The organism is Alcaligenes endophyticus (assembly GCF_026344035.1).
In the GTDB taxonomy this organism is placed as follows: domain Bacteria; phylum Pseudomonadota; class Gammaproteobacteria; order Burkholderiales; family Burkholderiaceae_B; genus Alcaligenes; species Alcaligenes endophyticus.
Map to the genome: position 1 here is coordinate 115166 of NZ_JAPKND010000005.1, position 17236 is coordinate 132401.

The window sequence follows — 17236 nt, forward strand, 5'->3', positions numbered from 1 at the left end:
CCTAATTTGCAAGGTATATTTTTCATGAAGTTAAACATCACCTCACAACTTAACGCGATTGTTCGTGGTTTGAACCGTGGCAATAGAGCTTTGGTTTTGGCTGCTGCACTTGGAGTGAGCGCCATGGCAGCGTCTCCAGTGGTTCAAGCGCAATCAACTAAAATTGGCTTTGTGAGCACCGAACGTATACTGCGCGACTCTAAACCTGCTCAGGCCGCGCAGGCAAAAATTGAGTCGGAATTCAAACGTCGCGACCAAGAGTTGAGCAACCTTGACGATACGTTGCGCAGTCAAGTGCAAAAGTTCGACAAAGATGCCCCTGTTTTGTCTGAAACAGATCGTATTAAGCGTCAGCGTCAACTGGCCGACCTCGACTCCGATTTGCAGCGTAAACGTCGCGAATTTCAAGAAGATTTCAATCGTCGCCGTAACGAAGAGTTTGCTGCCCTAGTTGAAAAAGCTGACGCGGTGATTAAGCAGATTGCTGAGTCACAAGGCTACGACATCATCATTCAAGATGCTGTGACGGTCAGTCCTCGTGTAGATATCACCGAAGAAGTGCTAAAAGCCTTGGGCGGTTAATGTATTATGCCGGTATTGCTGACACCGGATCAGGCGTTTTCTCTGTCTGATCTCGTCCTACAGATCAACAAAGCCGGTCTGGACTGTAAGCTGATCAATAATACCTCTGAGCCTATGCCCCGTTTGCGGGGCCTAGGCTCCTTGCTTTCTGCAGGCCCCGAGGAAATCAGCTTTTTATCCAACCCACGCTTACAAGCTAGTTTGGCCAGTACTCAAGCAGCAGCGGTTATTCTGACCCCCGAGGTCTTCGAGCAGCTTGATTTTCAACCAAATTTTGTACCGGTGCTGTGTTCGCAGCCTTACTTGATGTATGCGTTGTTAGCGCAACGTTTTGATCAAGTACGCATGGATCAATTGCCTCAAGGCATACACCCTACGGCCGTGATCGACCCTAGCGCAGTGATTGCTGAAGGGGTGAGTATTGGCGCATTTTGTGTTATTGAACCGGGTGTGCAGATCGCTCGCGGTTCTCGCTTAGGTGCTCATTGCGTCGTCGGTGCTAACAGCAGCCTAGGGGCTGATTGTTTGCTTCATGCTCGGGTAACCCTCTATCACGGTGTGCATATCGGTGCGCGAGCCATCTTGCATAGCGGCGTGGTTCTCGGTGCTGATGGTTTTGGTTTTGCCCCCGACCCCAAGCACCAAGGAGCCTGGGCTAAGATTGCTCAGATTGGTCAGGTTCAGATAGGCGACGATGTAGAAATCGGCGCTAACACTACAATTGATCGTGGAGCCTTAGACAACACGATCATCGGTAATGGGGTAAAGCTCGATAACCAAATCATGATTGGTCATAACGTACAGGTGGGTGATCATACGGCGATGGCCGCTTGTGTAGGGATAGCAGGTTCTACTCGGATAGGGAAACGCTGCACGATAGCTGGTGCCGCTATGTTGGCAGGGCATTTGGAACTAGTTGACGATGTACATGTTTCTGGCGGTACGGCGATTACTTCTAGCATTAACCAAGCGGGCCGTTATACGGGGGTCTATCCTTTCGCGGCGCATACTGATTGGCAAAAAAATGCCGCTGTACTGTCACAATTGAGCCCTCTTAGACGTCGTTTGCGTAGCCTAGAGCGTCAGCAACGAGACGAAAAATAGTTTTTAACTTATAAAAATACAAAAGCAGGATACCTAATGGAACTGGATATACGACAAATCATGGATCGCTTACCGCATCGTTACCCGATGCTATTAGTTGATCGTGTTCTGGAAATGGTCCCGGGGAAAAGCATCGTGGCACTGAAAAATGTCTCTATGAACGAACCGTTCTTTACAGGGCATTTCCCACATCATCCAGTTATGCCTGGTGTGCTAATTATCGAAGCTATGGCGCAAGCCGCCGCGATCTTCTCATTTGCTGATCCCGACGACCCTTACGCTAAAGTGGATAGTAAGTTAGCGTATTATTTGGTGGGTGTTGATGGTGCTCGTTTCCGTAAACCTGTAGTGCCAGGCGATCAATTACGGATGGAAGTCAGTGCCGATCGTATCAGCCGTGCTTTGTGTAAATATACAGCACGTGCTTTGGTAGATGGGCAAGTGGTCGCCGAAGCAAAGCTAATGTGTGCCATTCGTCAACTAGAAGAGTAAATTCATGGGTATTCACCAGACGGCGATTGTCCATCCCGACGCGCAATTGGCCAGTGATGTGCAAGTGGGCCCCTACAGTATTATTGGGGCTAATGTCAGTATAGATAGCGGTACGGTTGTTGGACCGCATTGCGTGATAGACGGCCATACCCGTATTGGTAAAAACAATAATTTTTATCGTTTTTGCTCTATAGGTGGGGTACCCCAAGATAAAAAATATGCGGGTGAGCCCACTAAGCTTGAAATTGGCGACTGTAACACCATACGTGAGTACGTGACGATAAATACCGGTACCGTGCAAGATATTGGCGTCACCCGCTTGGGTAACGATAACTGGATCATGGCGTATGTACATATCGCTCATGATTGTCAGTTGGGCAGTCACATCATTATGGCCAATAGCGTTCAGTTAGCCGGGCATATTCATATTGGTGATTGGGCTATAATCGGCGGGCTGTCGGCAGTGCACCAGTTTGTGCGTATCGGCGCCCATAGCATGATAGGCGGCACGAGCTCCATTCGCCAAGATATTCCGCCTTATGTGATCGGCGCAGGCGATCCGTTTCGGCCAGTGGGCATTAACTCCGAGGGGTTAGGGCGGCGTGGTTTTTCTCCTGAACAAATCGCGCAAGTTAAAGAGGCCTATAAGCTGTTGTATCGTCGTAACCTAAGTGTAGAGCAAGCACTTACGCAGATGCAGCACTTGCAAGAGCAGCATCCTGAGTCCGCAAAGGCAGTAGGGCTGATGCTCGAGTTTTTACAAACGTCCACGCGCGGTATCGTGCGACCATGATGCGTATAGGCATGGTAGCCGGGGAACCCTCTGGCGATCTACTAGCAGCGCGCATTATTCAGGGCATACAAAGCCAACAGCAAGCGTTGATAGAAGGGATAGGCGGTCCCGAAATGCTGGCACGGGGCTTTCATAGCCACTACCCTATGGATGCCTTAACAGTGTTTGGGTACGTAGAGGCACTAAAGCAAATCCCAGTGTTGCTTCGCACCTACCTAGGCATGAAAAAGTATTATTTGCGCCAGCCCCCCAGCGTCTATGTAGGCATCGACGCTCCCGATTTTAATCTGCGTATGGAGCATCAACTGCGGCAGGCTGGCGTACCTACAGTGCAGTTTGTGGGCCCTTCTATCTGGGCGTGGCGTTACGAGCGTATCCATAAAATCCGCGCCGCGGTATCGCACATGTTGGTGCTGTTTCCCTTCGAAACCGAAATTTACGAAAAAGAGGGGGTGCCGGTTACCTATGTAGGTCATCCCTTAGCGCAGAATATTGCTTTTAAGCCCGACACTAACGAGGCTAGAGAGCGCTTAGGCATGGAATTGCCCGCGGGGGCTCAGGTACTCAGCCTACTGCCAGGCAGCCGTTCCTCGGAAGTGAAGTTGTTATCGCCGCGTTTTTTGCAAGCAGTACAGATATTGCAGCGAGAAGCTCTGGACTTACATGTTTTGGTGCCTATGGTGAACGCAAGCAGACGAGCAGAGTTCGAAGCTATTTTGGCGCAGTACCCAATTAAAAATTTGCATATATTGGATGCGCAGACCCCCGGTGCGATTTATGTGGATGAGCAAGGAATAGTGCGTCCAGCAAGCTGGACGGCTTTGCAAGCGGCGGATGCGGTGTTATTGGCCAGCGGTACGGCCACCCTAGAGGCAGCTTTATTCAAAAAGCCTATGGTCATTTCGTATGTTCTGAGCCCTGCCATGGAGCGTATCATGCGCTGGAAGTCAGGCCAGGCTCGTCCTTACTTGCCGTGGGTGGGGCTGCCTAATGTTTTAGCTCGTGATTTTGTTGTGCCTGAGTTATTGCAAGACGATGCACAGCCCGAAAAGCTTGCTCAAGCCTGTTGGCAAGCTCTGCGTGATCCAGCGCATATTGCCAAGGTAAAAAACACTTTTCTCGCGTTGCACCAAAGCTTACATCGAGATACTCCAGCCTTGGCGGCAGACGTTATTTTGAAATTAGCACGACAGCATGCAATTTGATGTATTGAACCAAGCGCAGTGGCCTCTATTACTGGCCGGTGTTGATGAGGCTGGCAGAGGCCCTTGGGCAGGCCCAGTGTTTGCTGCAGCCGTTATCCTCGACCCTACTAAACCCATCGAGGGCTTGGGGGACTCAAAGAAACTAAGCGCAAAAAAGCGCGATCAGTTAGCTATGGCGATTAAAGAACGCGCGCTCGCTTGGCATATTGCTAGCGCTAGCGTAGCAGAGATTGATCACATTAATATTCTGCAAGCCACTATGCTAGCCATGCAGCGTGCCTGCAATGCTTTGCAGCCTGCGGCACAGCTAGCGTTGATTGACGGCAATCGCTTGCCTGCAGGGTTACATTGCCAGGCGCGCACCCTGGTAAAAGGGGATGCGCAAGTGCCGGCTATATCAGCAGCATCTATTTTAGCTAAAACAGCGAGAGATGCACTCTGTCAGCAAATGCACGAGGCCTATCCCATGTATGGTTTTGATCAACACAAAGGGTATGGTACGGCTTTGCACCAAGAGCGGTTACGAGAGCATGGACCCTGCGTGGAACACAGGCGTAGTTTTGCGCCGATACGCAAAATGCTGGAGAACGTATGAAGCTTATAGAGTCGCGCGATAATGCGATGTATAAACGTGTACTCAAATTAGTACGTGATAAGCGTGAACAGGTCGATACGGCCCAGTATATTTGGTTAGAAGGCATTCATTTATGCCAAATGTGGCTAGAGCATAAAGGCCTTCCTGAACTGGCGGTGTTCGAGCACGAACGTGTGGGCGATGAGTTAGTCGAGCTATTGCGCTATATTCCAGATCGGCTTTGTGTGCACTTTAGCGCGCAGTTAATGAGCACTCTGCGTCAAGTGGTGGGTAAGGGGCAGGGGGTGGGGTTTGTGGTGCGTGTCGAACCTAGCCTTGCACCGGTAACCATTCAGGCCAATGCATTGTTGTTAGACCAAGTGCAAGATCCAGGCAATGTAGGCACCTTACTTAGAACGGCGGCCGCGTGTGGCATTCAAGCGGTCTACTTAAGTAAGGGATGCGCGTCAGTATGGTCACAAAAAGTACTGCGTAGTGCCCAAGGCGCGCATTTTTCTTTGCGGCTTTACGAGCAACTAAAGGTAGAGGAAGTCATACAGGCTTGTCAGGTGCCGTTGTTGGTAACTAGTTTGGCCCCCGATGCTCAAGACCTGTACGCTTCACCGCTTCCTAAGCAAGCGTTGTGGGTGGTCGGCAATGAGGGCCAAGGAGTCAGTGTAGAGCTGCAACAGGCAGCAGCTCTACGTTTGTTTATACCGCAAGCAGCCGGCGTGGAGTCGTTAAATGTATCTATTGCTGCGGCATTGTGTTTGTATGAGCAATACCGCCAGCATCGGGCTAGCTAGCGGGTTTAAGCCTGTTTGATGGGTAGAGCTTAGTACAAGCGCCTGTCTAAGCCGATTTCGTCGAGTATTTTGGTGGAAATTTCTTCGATAGACTTCGTTGTAGTCGACAGCCAAGGAATGTTCTCCATTCGCATTAGGCGCTCTGCGTCCGCTACTTCGTTTAAACACTGGCTTAACGAGGCGTAGCGACTATTAGGGCGGCGTTCATTACGCACCTCAGCCAAACGTTCTGGCTGTATAGACAAACCAAAAAGCTTTTTACGATAGGGCAGTAAAGTAGCCGGTAAGGTATCGCGTTCGAAGTCGTCTGGGGTCAGCGGATAATTCGCTGCTTTGACCGCATATTGCATCGCTAGGTACAAACTCGTTGGGGTTTTACCACAACGAGAGACACCCACTAAGATGACATCGGCCTGTTCTAAACCGTTTACATATTGACCATCATCGTGTGCCAAACTGAAATTAATAGCTTCAATTCTGTTGTTATAGCGTTTGTTCGAGGTGCCTGCTGAATGCGAGCGGCCTACAGAACGACTTGATTTGACGCCCAGTGCGCGTTCAATATGACGTACAAAAGCACCGAATAAATCTAGGAAGGTGCAGTTGGCTTTGCCTATAATGTGCGCCATCTTGGGGTCTACCAAGGTGCTAAAGACCAACGGTGGTTGACCTTGCTCTTGGGCGCAGCGGTTAATGCGGGCGGCGACCGACTCCGCTTTTTCGATCGTGTCGATAAAAGGAATGCGTATGGCTTCAAATTCAAACTGTGCAAACTGAGACAGCACAGAGTGACTGAATGTTTCGGCGGTAATGCCGGTGCTGTCAGATACGACGAACACAGTACGTTCAATTGGCGATAGGGACATGGAATAAGTGGTGCAGATTGCTAGGGAAACGGTACAATTTGCAAGGTTAACAGTCACGTTAAAGGCAGGCAAGGCAGGTTTGCTTAACGCATAAGCCTAAAAGCGCGGTTTCATGCGTTTTATGTCTTAAGCAAACACGCTTTTTTTTCTATTAAGGTGACGTTATGTCTTATGTAGTGAAGTTCGACCAGCTCCGCATGACGGATGTCGATACGGTCGGAGGCAAAAATGCCTCTCTGGGTGAAATGATCAGCCAATTGGCTGATGCGGGGGTACGTGTGCCAGGTGGCTTTGCGACGACCGCCGAAGCATTCCGCATCTTTTTGCGTCACGACAGCTTAGATCAGCGCATTGCTGATCGCCTCTCGACCCTAGATGCTGATGATGTGCGTGAGTTGGCCCAAGCCGGCGCTGAAATTCGTCAGTGGATCATCGACACCCCATTTCCTGCTGAGCTTGAGCAAGCAGTACGTGCTGAGTTCGCGGAACTGGACGCTGATGGTAAAGGCTCGTTTGCGGTGCGTTCATCAGCTACCGCTGAAGACTTACCCGACGCCTCGTTTGCCGGACAGCAGGAAACTTACCTGAACGTTGTGGGAATTGACGAAGTGCTAGAAAAAATGCACCACGTCTTTGCCTCCTTGTACAACGATCGCGCTATCTCTTATCGTGTGCACAAAGGCTACGCACATGCTGAAGTGGCCTTGTCGGCGGGCGTGCAGCGCATGGTACGCTCCGACAAAGGCAGTGCTGGAGTAATGTTTACCCTGGATACCGAGTCTGGCTTTAAAGATGTGGTGTTTATCACGTCGTCTTACGGTTTGGGCGAGACAGTGGTACAAGGTTCCGTGAATCCAGATGAGTTTTATGTATTTAAACCCACTTTGGCATCCGGACACTATCCTATCGTTAGCCGTCGTATTGGCTCCAAGCTAATAAAAATGGAATTCGACGATAGCGGTAACACGAGCCACGCGGTGCGCACCGTAGACGTACCCGTTTCAGAACGTAATCGTTATTCCTTAACTGACGATGAAATCATCGAGTTGGCTCGTTACGCCACCATTATCGAAGAACACTACCAGCGTCCTATGGACATTGAGTGGGGTCGTGATGGTATCGATGGCAAACTATACATTTTGCAAGCTCGTCCCGAAACCGTGAAGTCGCAACAGTCTGCTAGCGATGTGCAAGAGCGCTATCGTCTCAAAGCAACGGGCGAAGTCTTGGTAACTGGTCGCGCCATTGGTCAAAAAATTGGTTCGGGCAAAGTGCGTATCGTTGCTGATGCCTCAGAAATGGACAAAGTAAAAGCCGGTGACATTTTGGTTACCGACATGACAGACCCCAACTGGGAGCCTATCATGAAGCTGGCCTCTGCTATTGTGACCAACCGTGGCGGCCGCACTTGCCACGCCGCGATTATCGCGCGTGAGCTTGGAATTCCGGCGGTAGTGGGTTGCCATGATGCCACCGACGTATTGAAAGCGGATCAAGAAGTAACCGTATCGTGTGCTGAAGGTGACGAGGGCCGCATTTACGACGGTTTACTTGAAACTGAAATTGAGGAAGTGCGCTGGGGCCAAATGCCAGAAATTGGTCTTAAAGTGATGATGAACGTAGGTAATCCTCAACTAGCCTATGATTTTTCACAAATTCCTAACGCGGGAATCGGTTTAGCTCGTCTTGAGTTCATTATTAATAACAATATTGCGGTGCACCCCAAAGCAGTATTGGATTACCCCAATGTGGATGGTGAACTGAAAAAAGCGGTTGAATCTGCGGCGCGGGGCTATGCAAGCCCACGTGCGTTCTTTGTCGAGAAGTTGGCCGAAGGGGTGGCGACATTGGCGGCTGCGTTTTATCCCAAACCAGTCATCGTACGTTTGTCTGATTTTAAATCTAACGAATACCGTAAATTGGTGGGCGGTTCACGCTACGAGCCCGAGGAAGAAAACCCAATGCTGGGCTTCCGTGGTGCCGTACGTTATTTATCTGAAGACTTTGAAGAGTGCTTCAAGATGGAGTGTGAAGCGCTGAAAAAAGTGCGTGATGAGATGGGTCTGACCAACGTCGAGATCATGGTCCCGTTTGTACGTACCGTGTCACAAGCTGAGCGCGTGGTGGCGCTACTGGCCAAGCATGGTCTGGCACGAGGTGAAAACGGCCTGCGTTTAATCATGATGTGTGAAGTGCCCTCCAACGCTATTTTAGCGGATGAGTTCTTACAGCACTTCGATGGTTTTTCAATCGGCTCGAACGACATGACGCAACTTACGTTAGGTCTGGATCGTGATTCCGGTATGGAGTTGCTAGCGGCTGATTTTGACGAACGCGATGAAGCGGTGAAGTTTATGCTGAGCCGTGCAATCAAGGCATGTTTGGCACAAAACAAATACGTCGGTATTTGTGGACAAGGGCCTAGCGACCATCTGGATTTGGCATTATGGCTGCGTGATGAGGGTATCCTGTCCTTGTCCCTGAACCCTGATACGGTGGTAGACACTTGGCAGCGCCTAGCCGATCAAGGTTAAGCATTAAGGCTGTCTCGAAGCGTTGAGCTAAAAGGCTGAGTCCCTACCAGGGTTCAGCCTTTTTTACGTGCAGTGATAGGTCATGAGAGAAGGCTAACTAGCTTTGCTTTGGCGGTGTCCGACCGTAGGCAAGCATGAAAATGTCGCTGATATGTTTTACTTCTTGATCGACCCGAGCGCTGTCCCAAGGATCTACTGCCCCCATCAGCAAGGGAATGAGTTCACTTTCGCATAGGCAGCGTAGGTGTAGACACATCAATTGAGGGTCTTGTTGACATAGACGGCCGCGTTCTCCTTGAGCTTTAAAGAACTGCGCCACGTTAGACCAGATATCATCGTCCAAAACATCAAAAAACCGCCGACCGATATCAGTTTTACCCCCTACAGAAATGGCCACGCGTAGTAACTGAGCGGTCTTGTGGGAATATAAAGTGGTGAGCAGGGGGGCCAGAAATAAGGCCAATTGCTCACGTGTATCGCCTTCGGGATCCAGCGCTATGAGTAACTTATCCGTATAGTCTTGCGCACCTGCTAGCATAGTAGCTAGCAACAGATCCTCTTTGGAGGGAAAGTAGTTATAGAGCGTACCTTTAGAGCCGCCCGCCAAGGCAGCAATTTGGGACATAGAAGCCGCCTCAAAGCCATGCTCCCTAAATGTGGCAGCAGCAACTTCAAGTATTTTAGTGCGGCGCTCTCGTCCTTTGCGGGTGTAGCGAGCAGATTTTCTGGGGACGTCGTGTTGCATTGTTGTACTGATAGGACAAGCTATAAATTAAAAGAGGATTTTGTAAGCGGTGCTACTGTGTATTATCGCCGTATTCAAGGCTATTTTAGCCTCATCGTTCGGATTGGTACTTTTGTATAGAGTTTATTTGTTTTTTGTACAAGTTATATCGTGTACTTTCTGCTACTGTAAATACTTATAAAAGATGGAGTTCGGTATGGCCAACACACTATCAAAAAAAATTATTATTGTTGGTGGAGGGGCGGGGGGGCTAGAGCTTGCCGCAAAGTTAGGAAGGCGCTTTGGACGTGAGACTGTATTTTTGATCGACAAGGAGCACGATCATATTTGGAAGCCGTCTTTGCATGAAGTAGCAGCAGGTACCTTAGACATTCACCGTGAAGGCTTGTCTTACTTTATGCTTGCGCGCGACTGTCATTTTACCTTTTTGCCAGGTGAGATGTTGGCCTTGGATCGTGATAAGCGAGAAATCTCCTTGGCGCCGGTAGTCGGCCCTGATCACGAGGAAGTGTTTCCGGCGCGCAGCGTGGAGTACGACTACCTTGTGCTCTGTGTAGGTAGTCAAACTAACTTTTTCGGTACCAAAGGGGCGGACGAGTATGCCGTGGCCTTAGACTCTACTGCGCAGGCTGAGCGCTTTAGGCTTAAGCTGCTCAATGAACTCATCAGCACGCATAAACGTGCGCAAAAGGGGCTGGACGATGACTTGTGTATCAGTATCGTAGGCGGGGGCGCTACAGGCGTAGAATTGGCTGCAGAACTATTAGAGGCAAGTGCTGATTTGCATTTTTATGGGGTTAACACGCCCGGCCATACTCAACAGCGCGCTGTGCGTATTACCTTAATGGAAGGGGCCGATCGTATTCTATCGGCATTACCCGAGAAAGTATCCGCCTCCGCCCATGCTTTGTTAGTACAACGTGGTGTGCGTGTACAAACGGGGGTTCGTGTGGCGGAAATTGGCAAGCACGTGATTATCGATGCCGAAGGTAAGGAGTATCCTAGTGACCTATGTGTGTGGGCAGCGGGTATCAAAGCGCCAGCGTTTTTATGTCATGTAGGGTTACCTGTTAACCGCCTCAATCAACTCATAGTGGACGCTTACCTGCGTACAGAAGATCCTAATATCTGGGCGATAGGAGACTGCGCGCAAGCGCCGTGGGGCGATAGCGGTACGTATTTACCGGCGCGAGCGCAAGTAGCGCATCAACAGGCAAGTTATTTATATCGACGCTTTAGTCAAGAATTGCGAGGGCGCCCACCGCAGCAACACCCTTTTCAATTTAAAGATTATGGCTCGCTGGTCTCTGTAGGACAAAGCCGTGGCGTAGGCAGCTTAATGGGAGTGCTAGTGGGGCGGAGCTGGTTCGTTAAGGGCGTGTTGGCCCGAGGCATGTATATGAGCCTGCATTTAATGCATCATATGGCCGTATTGGGCTGGGTACGCACGTTTACCTTGGCCCTAGGGCGTTTGCTGAGCAAGCGCGCCGCACCTAGGGTTAAGCTGCATTAAGATGGGCGTCTGTAGCGGTCTGCGCCCAGCGTCAATAAGTTAGGTTTATAAGCCCCAATGCTGGGCGCGTTGGACCAACTGCTGGGCTTGGCTCACCACGGGCGCGTCAACCATCCGGCCTTCAAAGCTAAATGTCATTAAACCTTGAGCACGCGCTTGTTGGTCCTGTTCCAGTAAGGCGCGAGCGCGAGCAAGCGCTGCGGGAGCAGGTGAGTAGGCTTGGTTAGCGGGCTCAATTTGACTGGGGTGTATACAAAATGCTCCAGCAAACCCTAACGCTGCGGCGCGTTCTACGGTTTGCTTATAAGCCTCTTGGTCAGCGTAATCGGCTACCGAGCCAATAAATCCAATGGGGGCAATACCTGCCGCGCGACAGGCGGCTAAAGCCAACATATTGGGCAGGTACAAGCTGTCGCTGGTGACCTGCATTTGCATGGAAACGGCTAAGTCTTCTGCCCCTACGATCAGGCCTATGACCCTAGGATGAGACTTGGCAATAGCTTCGATGTCGAGCAGAGCTTGCGCATCTTCAATCATAAGAATAAGACGCATATGTCCAGCCGGCATGTTTCGTTCTAGCTCTAGCTCATCAAGCACCTCGGCGACGGCTTGAACAAAGCCTGCATTGGGTACTTTAGGAAGGGTTAAGGCTTTTATGCTAGGCCAGCAGCAAGCCTCTAGGTCACGTACGAGATGGCGCCAAGGGCGATTGATGCGCACAATGACGTCTTTGCCTAAGGATTGAAAATCTTCTGCCAGCGTACACACTTGTTCTCGGGCCAGTTGTTTATCGCTCAGCGCCACGCTGTCTTCTAAATCCAGCTGTATCGCATCGGCTTGGTTTGGTTTTTTTGCGCTATGCACAAAGCGTGGGTTAGTGACTGGCACAAATAACATGGAGCGCCAAGGGAAAACGGGTGTAGCCATGAATTACTCCTGCTTAAGGGTGGCCAGTTCGGCCAGTATTTGTTCAGTATGTTCGCCTAAACGTGGGGCAGGGCGACGAAAGCCACCCGGACTGGCCGATAGTCTAGGGGTAATATTATGCATGGGGACTTGGCCCAATTGTTCATCGGGTAGCTCCACCAAGGCTTGACGTCCTAGTACATAGGGATGGTCTAGAAGCTCGTCCATGCTGCAAACAGGTCCAGCAGTGACGGCGGCTTGCTCAAATAAGGCGAGGTTACTCGCTTGGTCTCGCTGCCCAATAAAGGCCTGCAAAATAGTATCTAATTCGTCCTTGTTTTCTACCCGAGCATCATTATCTACGAAACGAGGATGAGTTTTCAGTTCCGGCCTTCCTATTGTGTCAAAAATTCGCTCCGCCATCGATTGCATAGAGCCGGACACGGCGATATAACGGCCATCGGAGCATAGGTATAAGTTGCGCGGCGCGGTATGCGCCGATTGGTTTCCAGAGCGCATGGTGGTGAGGCCGGTCGCCTTTACCTTGGCTGCCTCCGATGAAATCAATGACAAAATAGGTTCAAACAAAGAAAGGTCCACCACTTGTCCCTGCCCAGTTTTTTCGGCGTGCCGTAAGGCGGTCAGCACGCCAGCAGCGCCGTACATGCCTGCTACCATATCAGCCATCGCCAATGGGGGGAGGGCAGGAGGCTTATCGGCAAAACCGTTCAAGTGAGCGTAGCCTGACATGGCTTCTACTAAGGTGCCAAAGCCGGGCTTGTGTTGATAGGGACCATCTTGGCCCCACCCAGATACGCGAGCGATGACTAGGGCTGGGTTGATCTGATGTAGCCTTTCAGGACTCAACCCCATCTTTTCTAAACCACCGGGAACAAAGTTTTCAATCAGTACTTGGCTACGACTAATGAGCGTGTGCAGATGCTCTTTGCCTTCTGGCGTTTTTAAATCCAAGGCAATAGAGCGCTTATTACGTCCATATACTTTCCAGTACACATCGTGGCCGCCTTCACGCCAATGGCGCAGATCATCTCCGTGCCCAGGCCGCTCAACCTTGATAACATCCGCGCCAAAGTCGGCTAGGTACACACTGAGCATATTGCCAGCAACCAAACGAGACATATCGATCACGCGCACGTCGGCTAACGGACCATTGAGCTCTGGATTGAACTGCTGCATAAAAGTATCCTTAGAGAAGTTAATTGACTTGGGCGCCAGAGGCCTCTAGAAAATGGCCGGCACCAAGCCTCCCATTACATCAGTCATCCCAGCAGATACTCCACGGTAAGGAATATGCTGCATTTTTAGGCCGCCCTTTTGGTCTAGCATGCTCCCCAGTAAATGGTTCAATGAGCCATTGCCGGCCGAAGCATATTGGTAGTGATCGGGCTGATCCTTAATGAGCGCAATAAACTCTTCCAAGTCCTGCGCAGGGAAGTCTGCATTGACGCAAAGCACATTAGGAACAGCGCCCACTGCCGCTACTGGCTCGAAGTCAGCAATAGGGTCAAAGCCTGGGTTACTGTACAAGGCGGGGTTGATGGCTTGTGAACTACTGATGGTAAATAAAATGGTATGGCCGTCTGCCGCTTCGCGAGAGGCAATAGCGGTGCCAATATTGCCGCCCGCACCAGCCTTGTTAAGCACGATAAAGCTTTGTTTAAAGTCTTTGCTGAATTCCTCTGACATGATGCGTGCCACGATGTCGTTGGTACCCCCTGGGGCTTGGGGAACGATAACGTTGACGGTTTGTTGTGGATAAGAGGTAGAGGCGTAAGCGCTGTGAGCCAAGGTAAGTCCCAAACTAAAGACTATGAGTGCGCATTGACGTTTGAACATGATGGGTTGTCTCCGGCAATTTATAAGTGTTTTTTTATTGTTGCCGTCGCACCGCTATATGTAAAATACTATTGAACAATGAAAGCTATATATAAAAACATATGACTTTGACCCAATTACGTTATTTTTTAGCTGCTGTGCGCTATGGAAGCATCTCTGCGGCCGCACAGCATATTCATGTGGCCCAACCTGCCTTATCGCAACGGCTTAAACAATTGGAAGACGAGTTGGGTGAATCTTTATTTGTGCGCCACTCTCGTGGGGTGGCGCTAACTCAAGCAGGTGAGTACTTGTATGGGCAAGCGCAGGAAATCGTGCAACGAGTGGACACCCTAGGGCAAACGTTTCGTTCTTCTCAGGACAACCCTTTTGGACGGGTGCGAGTTGGTTTATCCACGGCGGTCAACACGCGTTTATGTGTGCCGTTAATAGAGCGTTGTGCAGCGCTATACCCCAATGTGGAGCTCAGTCTAAGCGAGAGTATGAGCGGAACATTATTGGAGTGGGTTCAAGAGGGGCGTGTAGATGTGGCGGTGGTGTACGATGTGCCCGTTGAGGCTGGGCTGGAGGTAATACGGCTGGGAAGTGAGTGTTTGTATTTGGTAACATCTGCACAACAGCTTAAGCAGTTAACGATGCCGCTGGATTTAGAACAAGTGCTTGGCTTACCCTTGATCTTGCCTGCTTTCCCGCAGACTTTGCGCGTCATGATAGAGCAAACTTTCCAAAGCCAATTAGGTCAAATCCCGAGCGATGTCCAAGATGTTGATTCTACGTATGCGATCAAAAAACTCGTTATAGCCTCTAAGGGATATAGTATTTTATCCAAACACAGCCTTCAAGACGAGTTGATGCGTAAAGAGCTGCAGATAATACCCTTTGCTTCTGGTTTGTTTCAACGCTCGATTAACGTGGTTAGCCGTAAGGATCAAGCGGCCGAAGTCGTCGTACGTGCTGTGCGGGGCGTGGTGCAGGAGGTTTGGCAGCAAATAGCGGCAGGGTAGAAGAGCCATACAGGCTCCTCTGGCGCAGTATACTAGTCTCGTTTGCGCGTGTCGTGTTTGAGTAAGCGCTCTTGTTCACGTTTCCAGTCTTTGTCTTTGGAGCTGTCGCGTTTATCGTGTAGTTTTTTACCACGGCCCAAACCAAAGTCCATTTTTATCCTACCTTTCTTATAATGCAGGTTTAACGGTACTAAGGTGTAGCCACGCTGTTCAACTTTACCGATGAGTTTACGAATTTCTTCGGCGCGTAATAATAGCTTGCGAGTGCGGGTAGCGTCAGGGCGTATGTGGGTAGAGGCAGTAGGTAAAGCGCTAATATGCATGCCAATGACGAAAATTTCGCTATCTCGCACGATAATATAACTTTCCTGTAGCTGTACATGACCAGCCCGAATAGCTTTGACTTCCCAGCCTTCCAGCACCAGACCCGCCTCGAATCGATCTTCGATAAAGTACTCGTGTCTTGCTTTGCGGTTGTCAACAATGCTCATGAATTCATCAATTGTCTTAAAGTTGTAAAATCAATACATTCTATCTAGTAAGTAGAGCCGATGCATACAGTAAAACGTTCCGTTCTTGTTCCCTATAGCTGCGAGCAAATGTTCGACTTAGTGGCAGACGTGGAAAAATACCCTGAATTCATGCCTTGGTGCGGTGGCGCCAAGGTAAACGAACACACCGATAAAGGCATGGAGGCATCAGTCACGATTAGTATTGCCGGTGTACGCCAAACTTTTACTACCAGTAACGAACATGACTATCCTAAGCAAATCATTTTACGCCTAGTAGACGGCCCTTTCTCGCAACTCAAAGGGGACTGGCAGTTTACCGCATTAGGTGAAGATGGATGCAAAATCGTGTTTGTCATGGATTATCAATTTTCTAGTCGCGCCTTGGAAATGGTCGTAGGACCTATTTTTAATCGAGTGGCCAATAGCTTTATTGATTCCTTTACCCGACGAGCGGATGATATTTACGGTGACTGATCCTTTACTGCGAATACGAGTGGTGTATATAAGCTCGCACACTTCCTGGGACCAATGGTACAGCTTACCTCAGGGCGTTACTTTAGGGCAGGCCTTAGAGCAATCAGGGCTGTATACGGCATTACGCACTGAACTTGCAGACGAAGGTGCACTGGACGAGTTACAAGTTGGTGTATGGGGCCAGATCAGCACGCCTGAGCTTATTTTGCAAGATAAGGATAGGGTCGAGGTTTATCGACCCTTAACGTTTGATCCGATGGAATCGCGCCGTCGTCGTTATGCACATAAGCGTAGCCAAAAACCCCCGCGGCCCCGACGGCAGCCGCGCGCGACAGTCAGTCTATGATAAGAAACGGAGTGTGGGGTAGCAAAGTCTAGGTTACTATTTTTGTGTCATCCGTGTTGAGGGCCTAGCAATGACTGCCACACATCCAAATAATCAACCTCTAGCCGTGCCAAATTTTGTGCTGCAAGCCTGCCGCTTATTAGCACAGGAAGAACCAGCGCCCACGTTGACTCAATTGGCGCACCGGGTACAGATCAGTCCCGCGCATTTGCACCGTGTATTTTGCCAACATGTAGGGATGAGCCCTAAGGCTTATGCCGATGCGTGTCGCGCAAAGTCGTTACGCTCGGGATTGATTGAGGCTGATAGCGTGACAGACGCGATGTACGCTGCTGGTTATGGTTCTAGCAGTCGATTTTATGCACACAGCGAAAAAGCCTTAGGGATGAGTGTTAAACAGTATCGTCAGGGCGGACATAAAGAAGTCTTGTATTTTGCTTTAGGCTCTTGCAGTTTGGGCGAGGTGCTCATTGCCAGTAGTGAGAAGGGGCTGGTGGCCTTGTTGCTAGGGGAAGATGCTCAAACTCTTTTGGAGTTAGCCCAAGCACGTTTTCCGCATGCGCACTGGCAGGGTGGGCACCCCAGCTACGATCAATTAGCCTCTCAGGTATTAAGTTTCTTGGATCAGCCTGATCAGATCCCAGCCTTTCCACTCGATTTGCGCGGTACCGTGTTTCAGTGCCAAGTTTGGCAGGCTTTGCAGCGGATTCCCGTTGGTACTGTGCTCACGTATAGCGAGCTGGCGCAACGTATAGGGCGACCTGCCGCTGTGCGAGCCGTTGCCAGCGCGTGTGCAGCCAATCATCTGGCCGTTATTGTGCCCTGTCACCGTGTGGTTCGCCAAGATGGTGGTTTAGGGGGATACGCGTGGGGTTTAGCGCGCAAGCAGTATTTATTAGACGTAGAGAATTCCCTAACCTAAG

At 50.2% G+C, this 17236-nt stretch carries 19 protein-coding genes; 13 read left to right on the plus strand and 6 right to left on the minus strand.

Going from position 1 to position 17236, the window contains the following annotated elements; all coding sequences use genetic code 11:
- The first annotated feature begins 24 nt into the window (after positions 1–24).
- Genes OSH01_RS10545 through OSH01_RS10575 form a run of 7 tightly spaced genes read left to right on the plus strand, consistent with a single transcriptional unit; the run spans position 25 to position 5556 of the window.
- A complete protein-coding gene (locus tag OSH01_RS10545) occupies positions 25–582 on the plus strand; it encodes an OmpH family outer membrane protein (RefSeq protein WP_266124060.1) in 558 nt (185 codons plus the stop codon).
- A gap of 6 nt (positions 583–588) precedes the next feature.
- The gene (gene lpxD / locus OSH01_RS10550; protein WP_266124061.1) at positions 589–1686 is read left to right on the plus strand and encodes a UDP-3-O-(3-hydroxymyristoyl)glucosamine N-acyltransferase; all 1098 of its coding nucleotides are present in this window, start codon (positions 589–591) and stop codon (positions 1684–1686) included.
- 36 nt (positions 1687–1722) lie between these two features.
- Positions 1723–2178, plus strand: a complete 456-nt coding sequence (gene fabZ, locus OSH01_RS10555) for a 3-hydroxyacyl-ACP dehydratase FabZ (RefSeq protein WP_266124062.1) — start codon at positions 1723–1725, stop codon at positions 2176–2178.
- Positions 2179–2182: 4 nt separating this feature from the next.
- Positions 2183–2971, plus strand: coding sequence for an acyl-ACP--UDP-N-acetylglucosamine O-acyltransferase (lpxA, locus tag OSH01_RS10560; RefSeq protein WP_266124063.1), 789 nt, complete (start codon positions 2183–2185; stop codon positions 2969–2971).
- The gene (gene lpxB, locus OSH01_RS10565) at positions 2968–4176 is read left to right on the plus strand and encodes a lipid-A-disaccharide synthase (RefSeq protein WP_266124064.1); all 1209 of its coding nucleotides are present in this window, start codon (positions 2968–2970) and stop codon (positions 4174–4176) included. The genes lpxA and lpxB overlap by 4 nt, the downstream gene beginning before the upstream one ends.
- On the plus strand, positions 4166–4771 hold the full coding sequence (rnhB, locus tag OSH01_RS10570) for a ribonuclease HII (RefSeq protein WP_266124065.1): 606 nt from the start codon (positions 4166–4168) through the stop codon (positions 4769–4771). Before lpxB ends, rnhB begins: the two co-directional genes overlap by 11 nt.
- Positions 4768–5556 carry a TrmH family RNA methyltransferase gene (locus OSH01_RS10575; protein ID WP_266124066.1) on the plus strand — a complete coding sequence of 263 codons (789 nt, stop codon included), beginning with the start codon at positions 4768–4770 and terminating at the stop codon, positions 5554–5556. The genes rnhB and OSH01_RS10575 overlap by 4 nt, the downstream gene beginning before the upstream one ends.
- 29 nt (positions 5557–5585) lie before the next feature.
- On the opposite strand, the gene ppsR is transcribed toward OSH01_RS10575, so the two are convergent.
- Positions 5586–6422 carry a posphoenolpyruvate synthetase regulatory kinase/phosphorylase PpsR gene (ppsR, locus tag OSH01_RS10580; RefSeq protein WP_266124067.1) on the minus strand — a complete coding sequence of 279 codons (837 nt, stop codon included), beginning with the start codon at positions 6420–6422 and terminating at the stop codon, positions 5586–5588.
- 164 nt (positions 6423–6586) lie between these two features.
- Between ppsR and ppsA the strand changes: the two genes are divergently transcribed.
- Positions 6587–8956, plus strand: coding sequence for a phosphoenolpyruvate synthase (gene ppsA / locus OSH01_RS10585; protein WP_266124068.1), 2370 nt, complete (start codon positions 6587–6589; stop codon positions 8954–8956).
- Positions 8957–9053: 97 nt separating this feature from the next.
- Here ppsA and OSH01_RS10590 read toward each other — a convergent pair whose 3' ends face one another.
- Positions 9054–9701, minus strand: a complete 648-nt coding sequence (locus OSH01_RS10590) for a TetR/AcrR family transcriptional regulator (RefSeq protein ID WP_266124069.1) — start codon at positions 9699–9701, stop codon at positions 9054–9056.
- Between the two features lie 196 nt (positions 9702–9897).
- Here OSH01_RS10590 and OSH01_RS10595 point away from each other — a divergent pair, with 196 nt between their 5' ends.
- On the plus strand, positions 9898–11214 hold the full coding sequence (locus OSH01_RS10595) for an NAD(P)/FAD-dependent oxidoreductase (RefSeq protein WP_266124070.1): 1317 nt from the start codon (positions 9898–9900) through the stop codon (positions 11212–11214).
- Positions 11215–11259: 45 nt separating this feature from the next.
- Here OSH01_RS10595 and OSH01_RS10600 read toward each other — a convergent pair whose 3' ends face one another.
- Genes OSH01_RS10600 through OSH01_RS10610 form a run of 3 tightly spaced genes read right to left on the minus strand, consistent with a single transcriptional unit; the run spans position 11260 to position 13977 of the window.
- A complete protein-coding gene (locus tag OSH01_RS10600) occupies positions 11260–12141 on the minus strand; it encodes an HpcH/HpaI aldolase/citrate lyase family protein (protein WP_266124071.1) in 882 nt (293 codons plus the stop codon).
- 3 nt (positions 12142–12144) lie between these two features.
- Entirely contained in the window at positions 12145–13317 is a 1173-nt protein-coding gene (locus OSH01_RS10605; protein ID WP_266124072.1) for a CaiB/BaiF CoA transferase family protein, read from the minus strand.
- Positions 13318–13362: 45 nt separating this feature from the next.
- Positions 13363–13977, minus strand: a complete 615-nt coding sequence (locus OSH01_RS10610; RefSeq protein ID WP_266124073.1) for a Bug family tripartite tricarboxylate transporter substrate binding protein — start codon at positions 13975–13977, stop codon at positions 13363–13365.
- A 101-nt stretch (positions 13978–14078) separates the two neighbouring features.
- Here OSH01_RS10610 and OSH01_RS10615 point away from each other — a divergent pair, with 101 nt between their 5' ends.
- Positions 14079–14981, plus strand: a complete 903-nt coding sequence (locus OSH01_RS10615) for a LysR family transcriptional regulator (protein ID WP_266124074.1) — start codon at positions 14079–14081, stop codon at positions 14979–14981.
- Positions 14982–15013: 32 nt separating this feature from the next.
- Here OSH01_RS10615 and smpB read toward each other — a convergent pair whose 3' ends face one another.
- Entirely contained in the window at positions 15014–15472 is a 459-nt protein-coding gene (gene smpB, locus OSH01_RS10620) for an SsrA-binding protein SmpB (protein ID WP_266124075.1), read from the minus strand.
- Positions 15473–15532: 60 nt separating this feature from the next.
- Between smpB and OSH01_RS10625 the strand changes: the two genes are divergently transcribed.
- From OSH01_RS10625 to OSH01_RS10635, 3 genes are all read left to right on the plus strand, one after another.
- Positions 15533–15967, plus strand: coding sequence for a type II toxin-antitoxin system RatA family toxin (locus tag OSH01_RS10625; protein ID WP_266124076.1), 435 nt, complete (start codon positions 15533–15535; stop codon positions 15965–15967).
- A complete protein-coding gene (locus OSH01_RS10630) occupies positions 15960–16313 on the plus strand; it encodes an RnfH family protein (protein ID WP_266124077.1) in 354 nt (117 codons plus the stop codon). Before OSH01_RS10625 ends, OSH01_RS10630 begins: the two co-directional genes overlap by 8 nt.
- A gap of 70 nt (positions 16314–16383) precedes the next feature.
- On the plus strand, positions 16384–17235 hold the full coding sequence (locus OSH01_RS10635) for a methylated-DNA--[protein]-cysteine S-methyltransferase (RefSeq protein ID WP_266124078.1): 852 nt from the start codon (positions 16384–16386) through the stop codon (positions 17233–17235).
- The last annotated feature ends 1 nt before the right edge of the window (position 17236 follow it).

Coding starts and splice junctions, on each gene's coding strand:
- OSH01_RS10545 (WP_266124060.1), top strand. CDS start 25: ATGAAGTTAAACATCACCTCACAACTTAACGCGATTGTTCGTGGTTTG.
- lpxD (WP_266124061.1), top strand. CDS start 589: ATGCCGGTATTGCTGACACCGGATCAGGCGTTTTCTCTGTCTGATCTC.
- fabZ (WP_266124062.1), top strand. CDS start 1,723: ATGGAACTGGATATACGACAAATCATGGATCGCTTACCGCATCGTTAC.
- lpxA (WP_266124063.1), top strand. CDS start 2,183: ATGGGTATTCACCAGACGGCGATTGTCCATCCCGACGCGCAATTGGCC.
- lpxB (WP_266124064.1), top strand. CDS start 2,968: ATGATGCGTATAGGCATGGTAGCCGGGGAACCCTCTGGCGATCTACTA.
- rnhB (WP_266124065.1), top strand. CDS start 4,166: ATGCAATTTGATGTATTGAACCAAGCGCAGTGGCCTCTATTACTGGCC.
- OSH01_RS10575 (WP_266124066.1), top strand. CDS start 4,768: ATGAAGCTTATAGAGTCGCGCGATAATGCGATGTATAAACGTGTACTC.
- ppsR (WP_266124067.1), bottom strand. CDS start 6,422: ATGTCCCTATCGCCAATTGAACGTACTGTGTTCGTCGTATCTGACAGC.
- ppsA (WP_266124068.1), top strand. CDS start 6,587: ATGTCTTATGTAGTGAAGTTCGACCAGCTCCGCATGACGGATGTCGAT.
- OSH01_RS10590 (WP_266124069.1), bottom strand. CDS start 9,701: ATGCAACACGACGTCCCCAGAAAATCTGCTCGCTACACCCGCAAAGGA.
- OSH01_RS10595 (WP_266124070.1), top strand. CDS start 9,898: ATGGCCAACACACTATCAAAAAAAATTATTATTGTTGGTGGAGGGGCG.
- OSH01_RS10600 (WP_266124071.1), bottom strand. CDS start 12,141: ATGGCTACACCCGTTTTCCCTTGGCGCTCCATGTTATTTGTGCCAGTC.
- OSH01_RS10605 (WP_266124072.1), bottom strand. CDS start 13,317: ATGCAGCAGTTCAATCCAGAGCTCAATGGTCCGTTAGCCGACGTGCGC.
- OSH01_RS10610 (WP_266124073.1), bottom strand. CDS start 13,977: ATGTTCAAACGTCAATGCGCACTCATAGTCTTTAGTTTGGGACTTACC.
- OSH01_RS10615 (WP_266124074.1), top strand. CDS start 14,079: ATGACTTTGACCCAATTACGTTATTTTTTAGCTGCTGTGCGCTATGGA.
- smpB (WP_266124075.1), bottom strand. CDS start 15,472: ATGAGCATTGTTGACAACCGCAAAGCAAGACACGAGTACTTTATCGAA.
- OSH01_RS10625 (WP_266124076.1), top strand. CDS start 15,533: ATGCATACAGTAAAACGTTCCGTTCTTGTTCCCTATAGCTGCGAGCAA.
- OSH01_RS10635 (WP_266124078.1), top strand. CDS start 16,384: ATGACTGCCACACATCCAAATAATCAACCTCTAGCCGTGCCAAATTTT.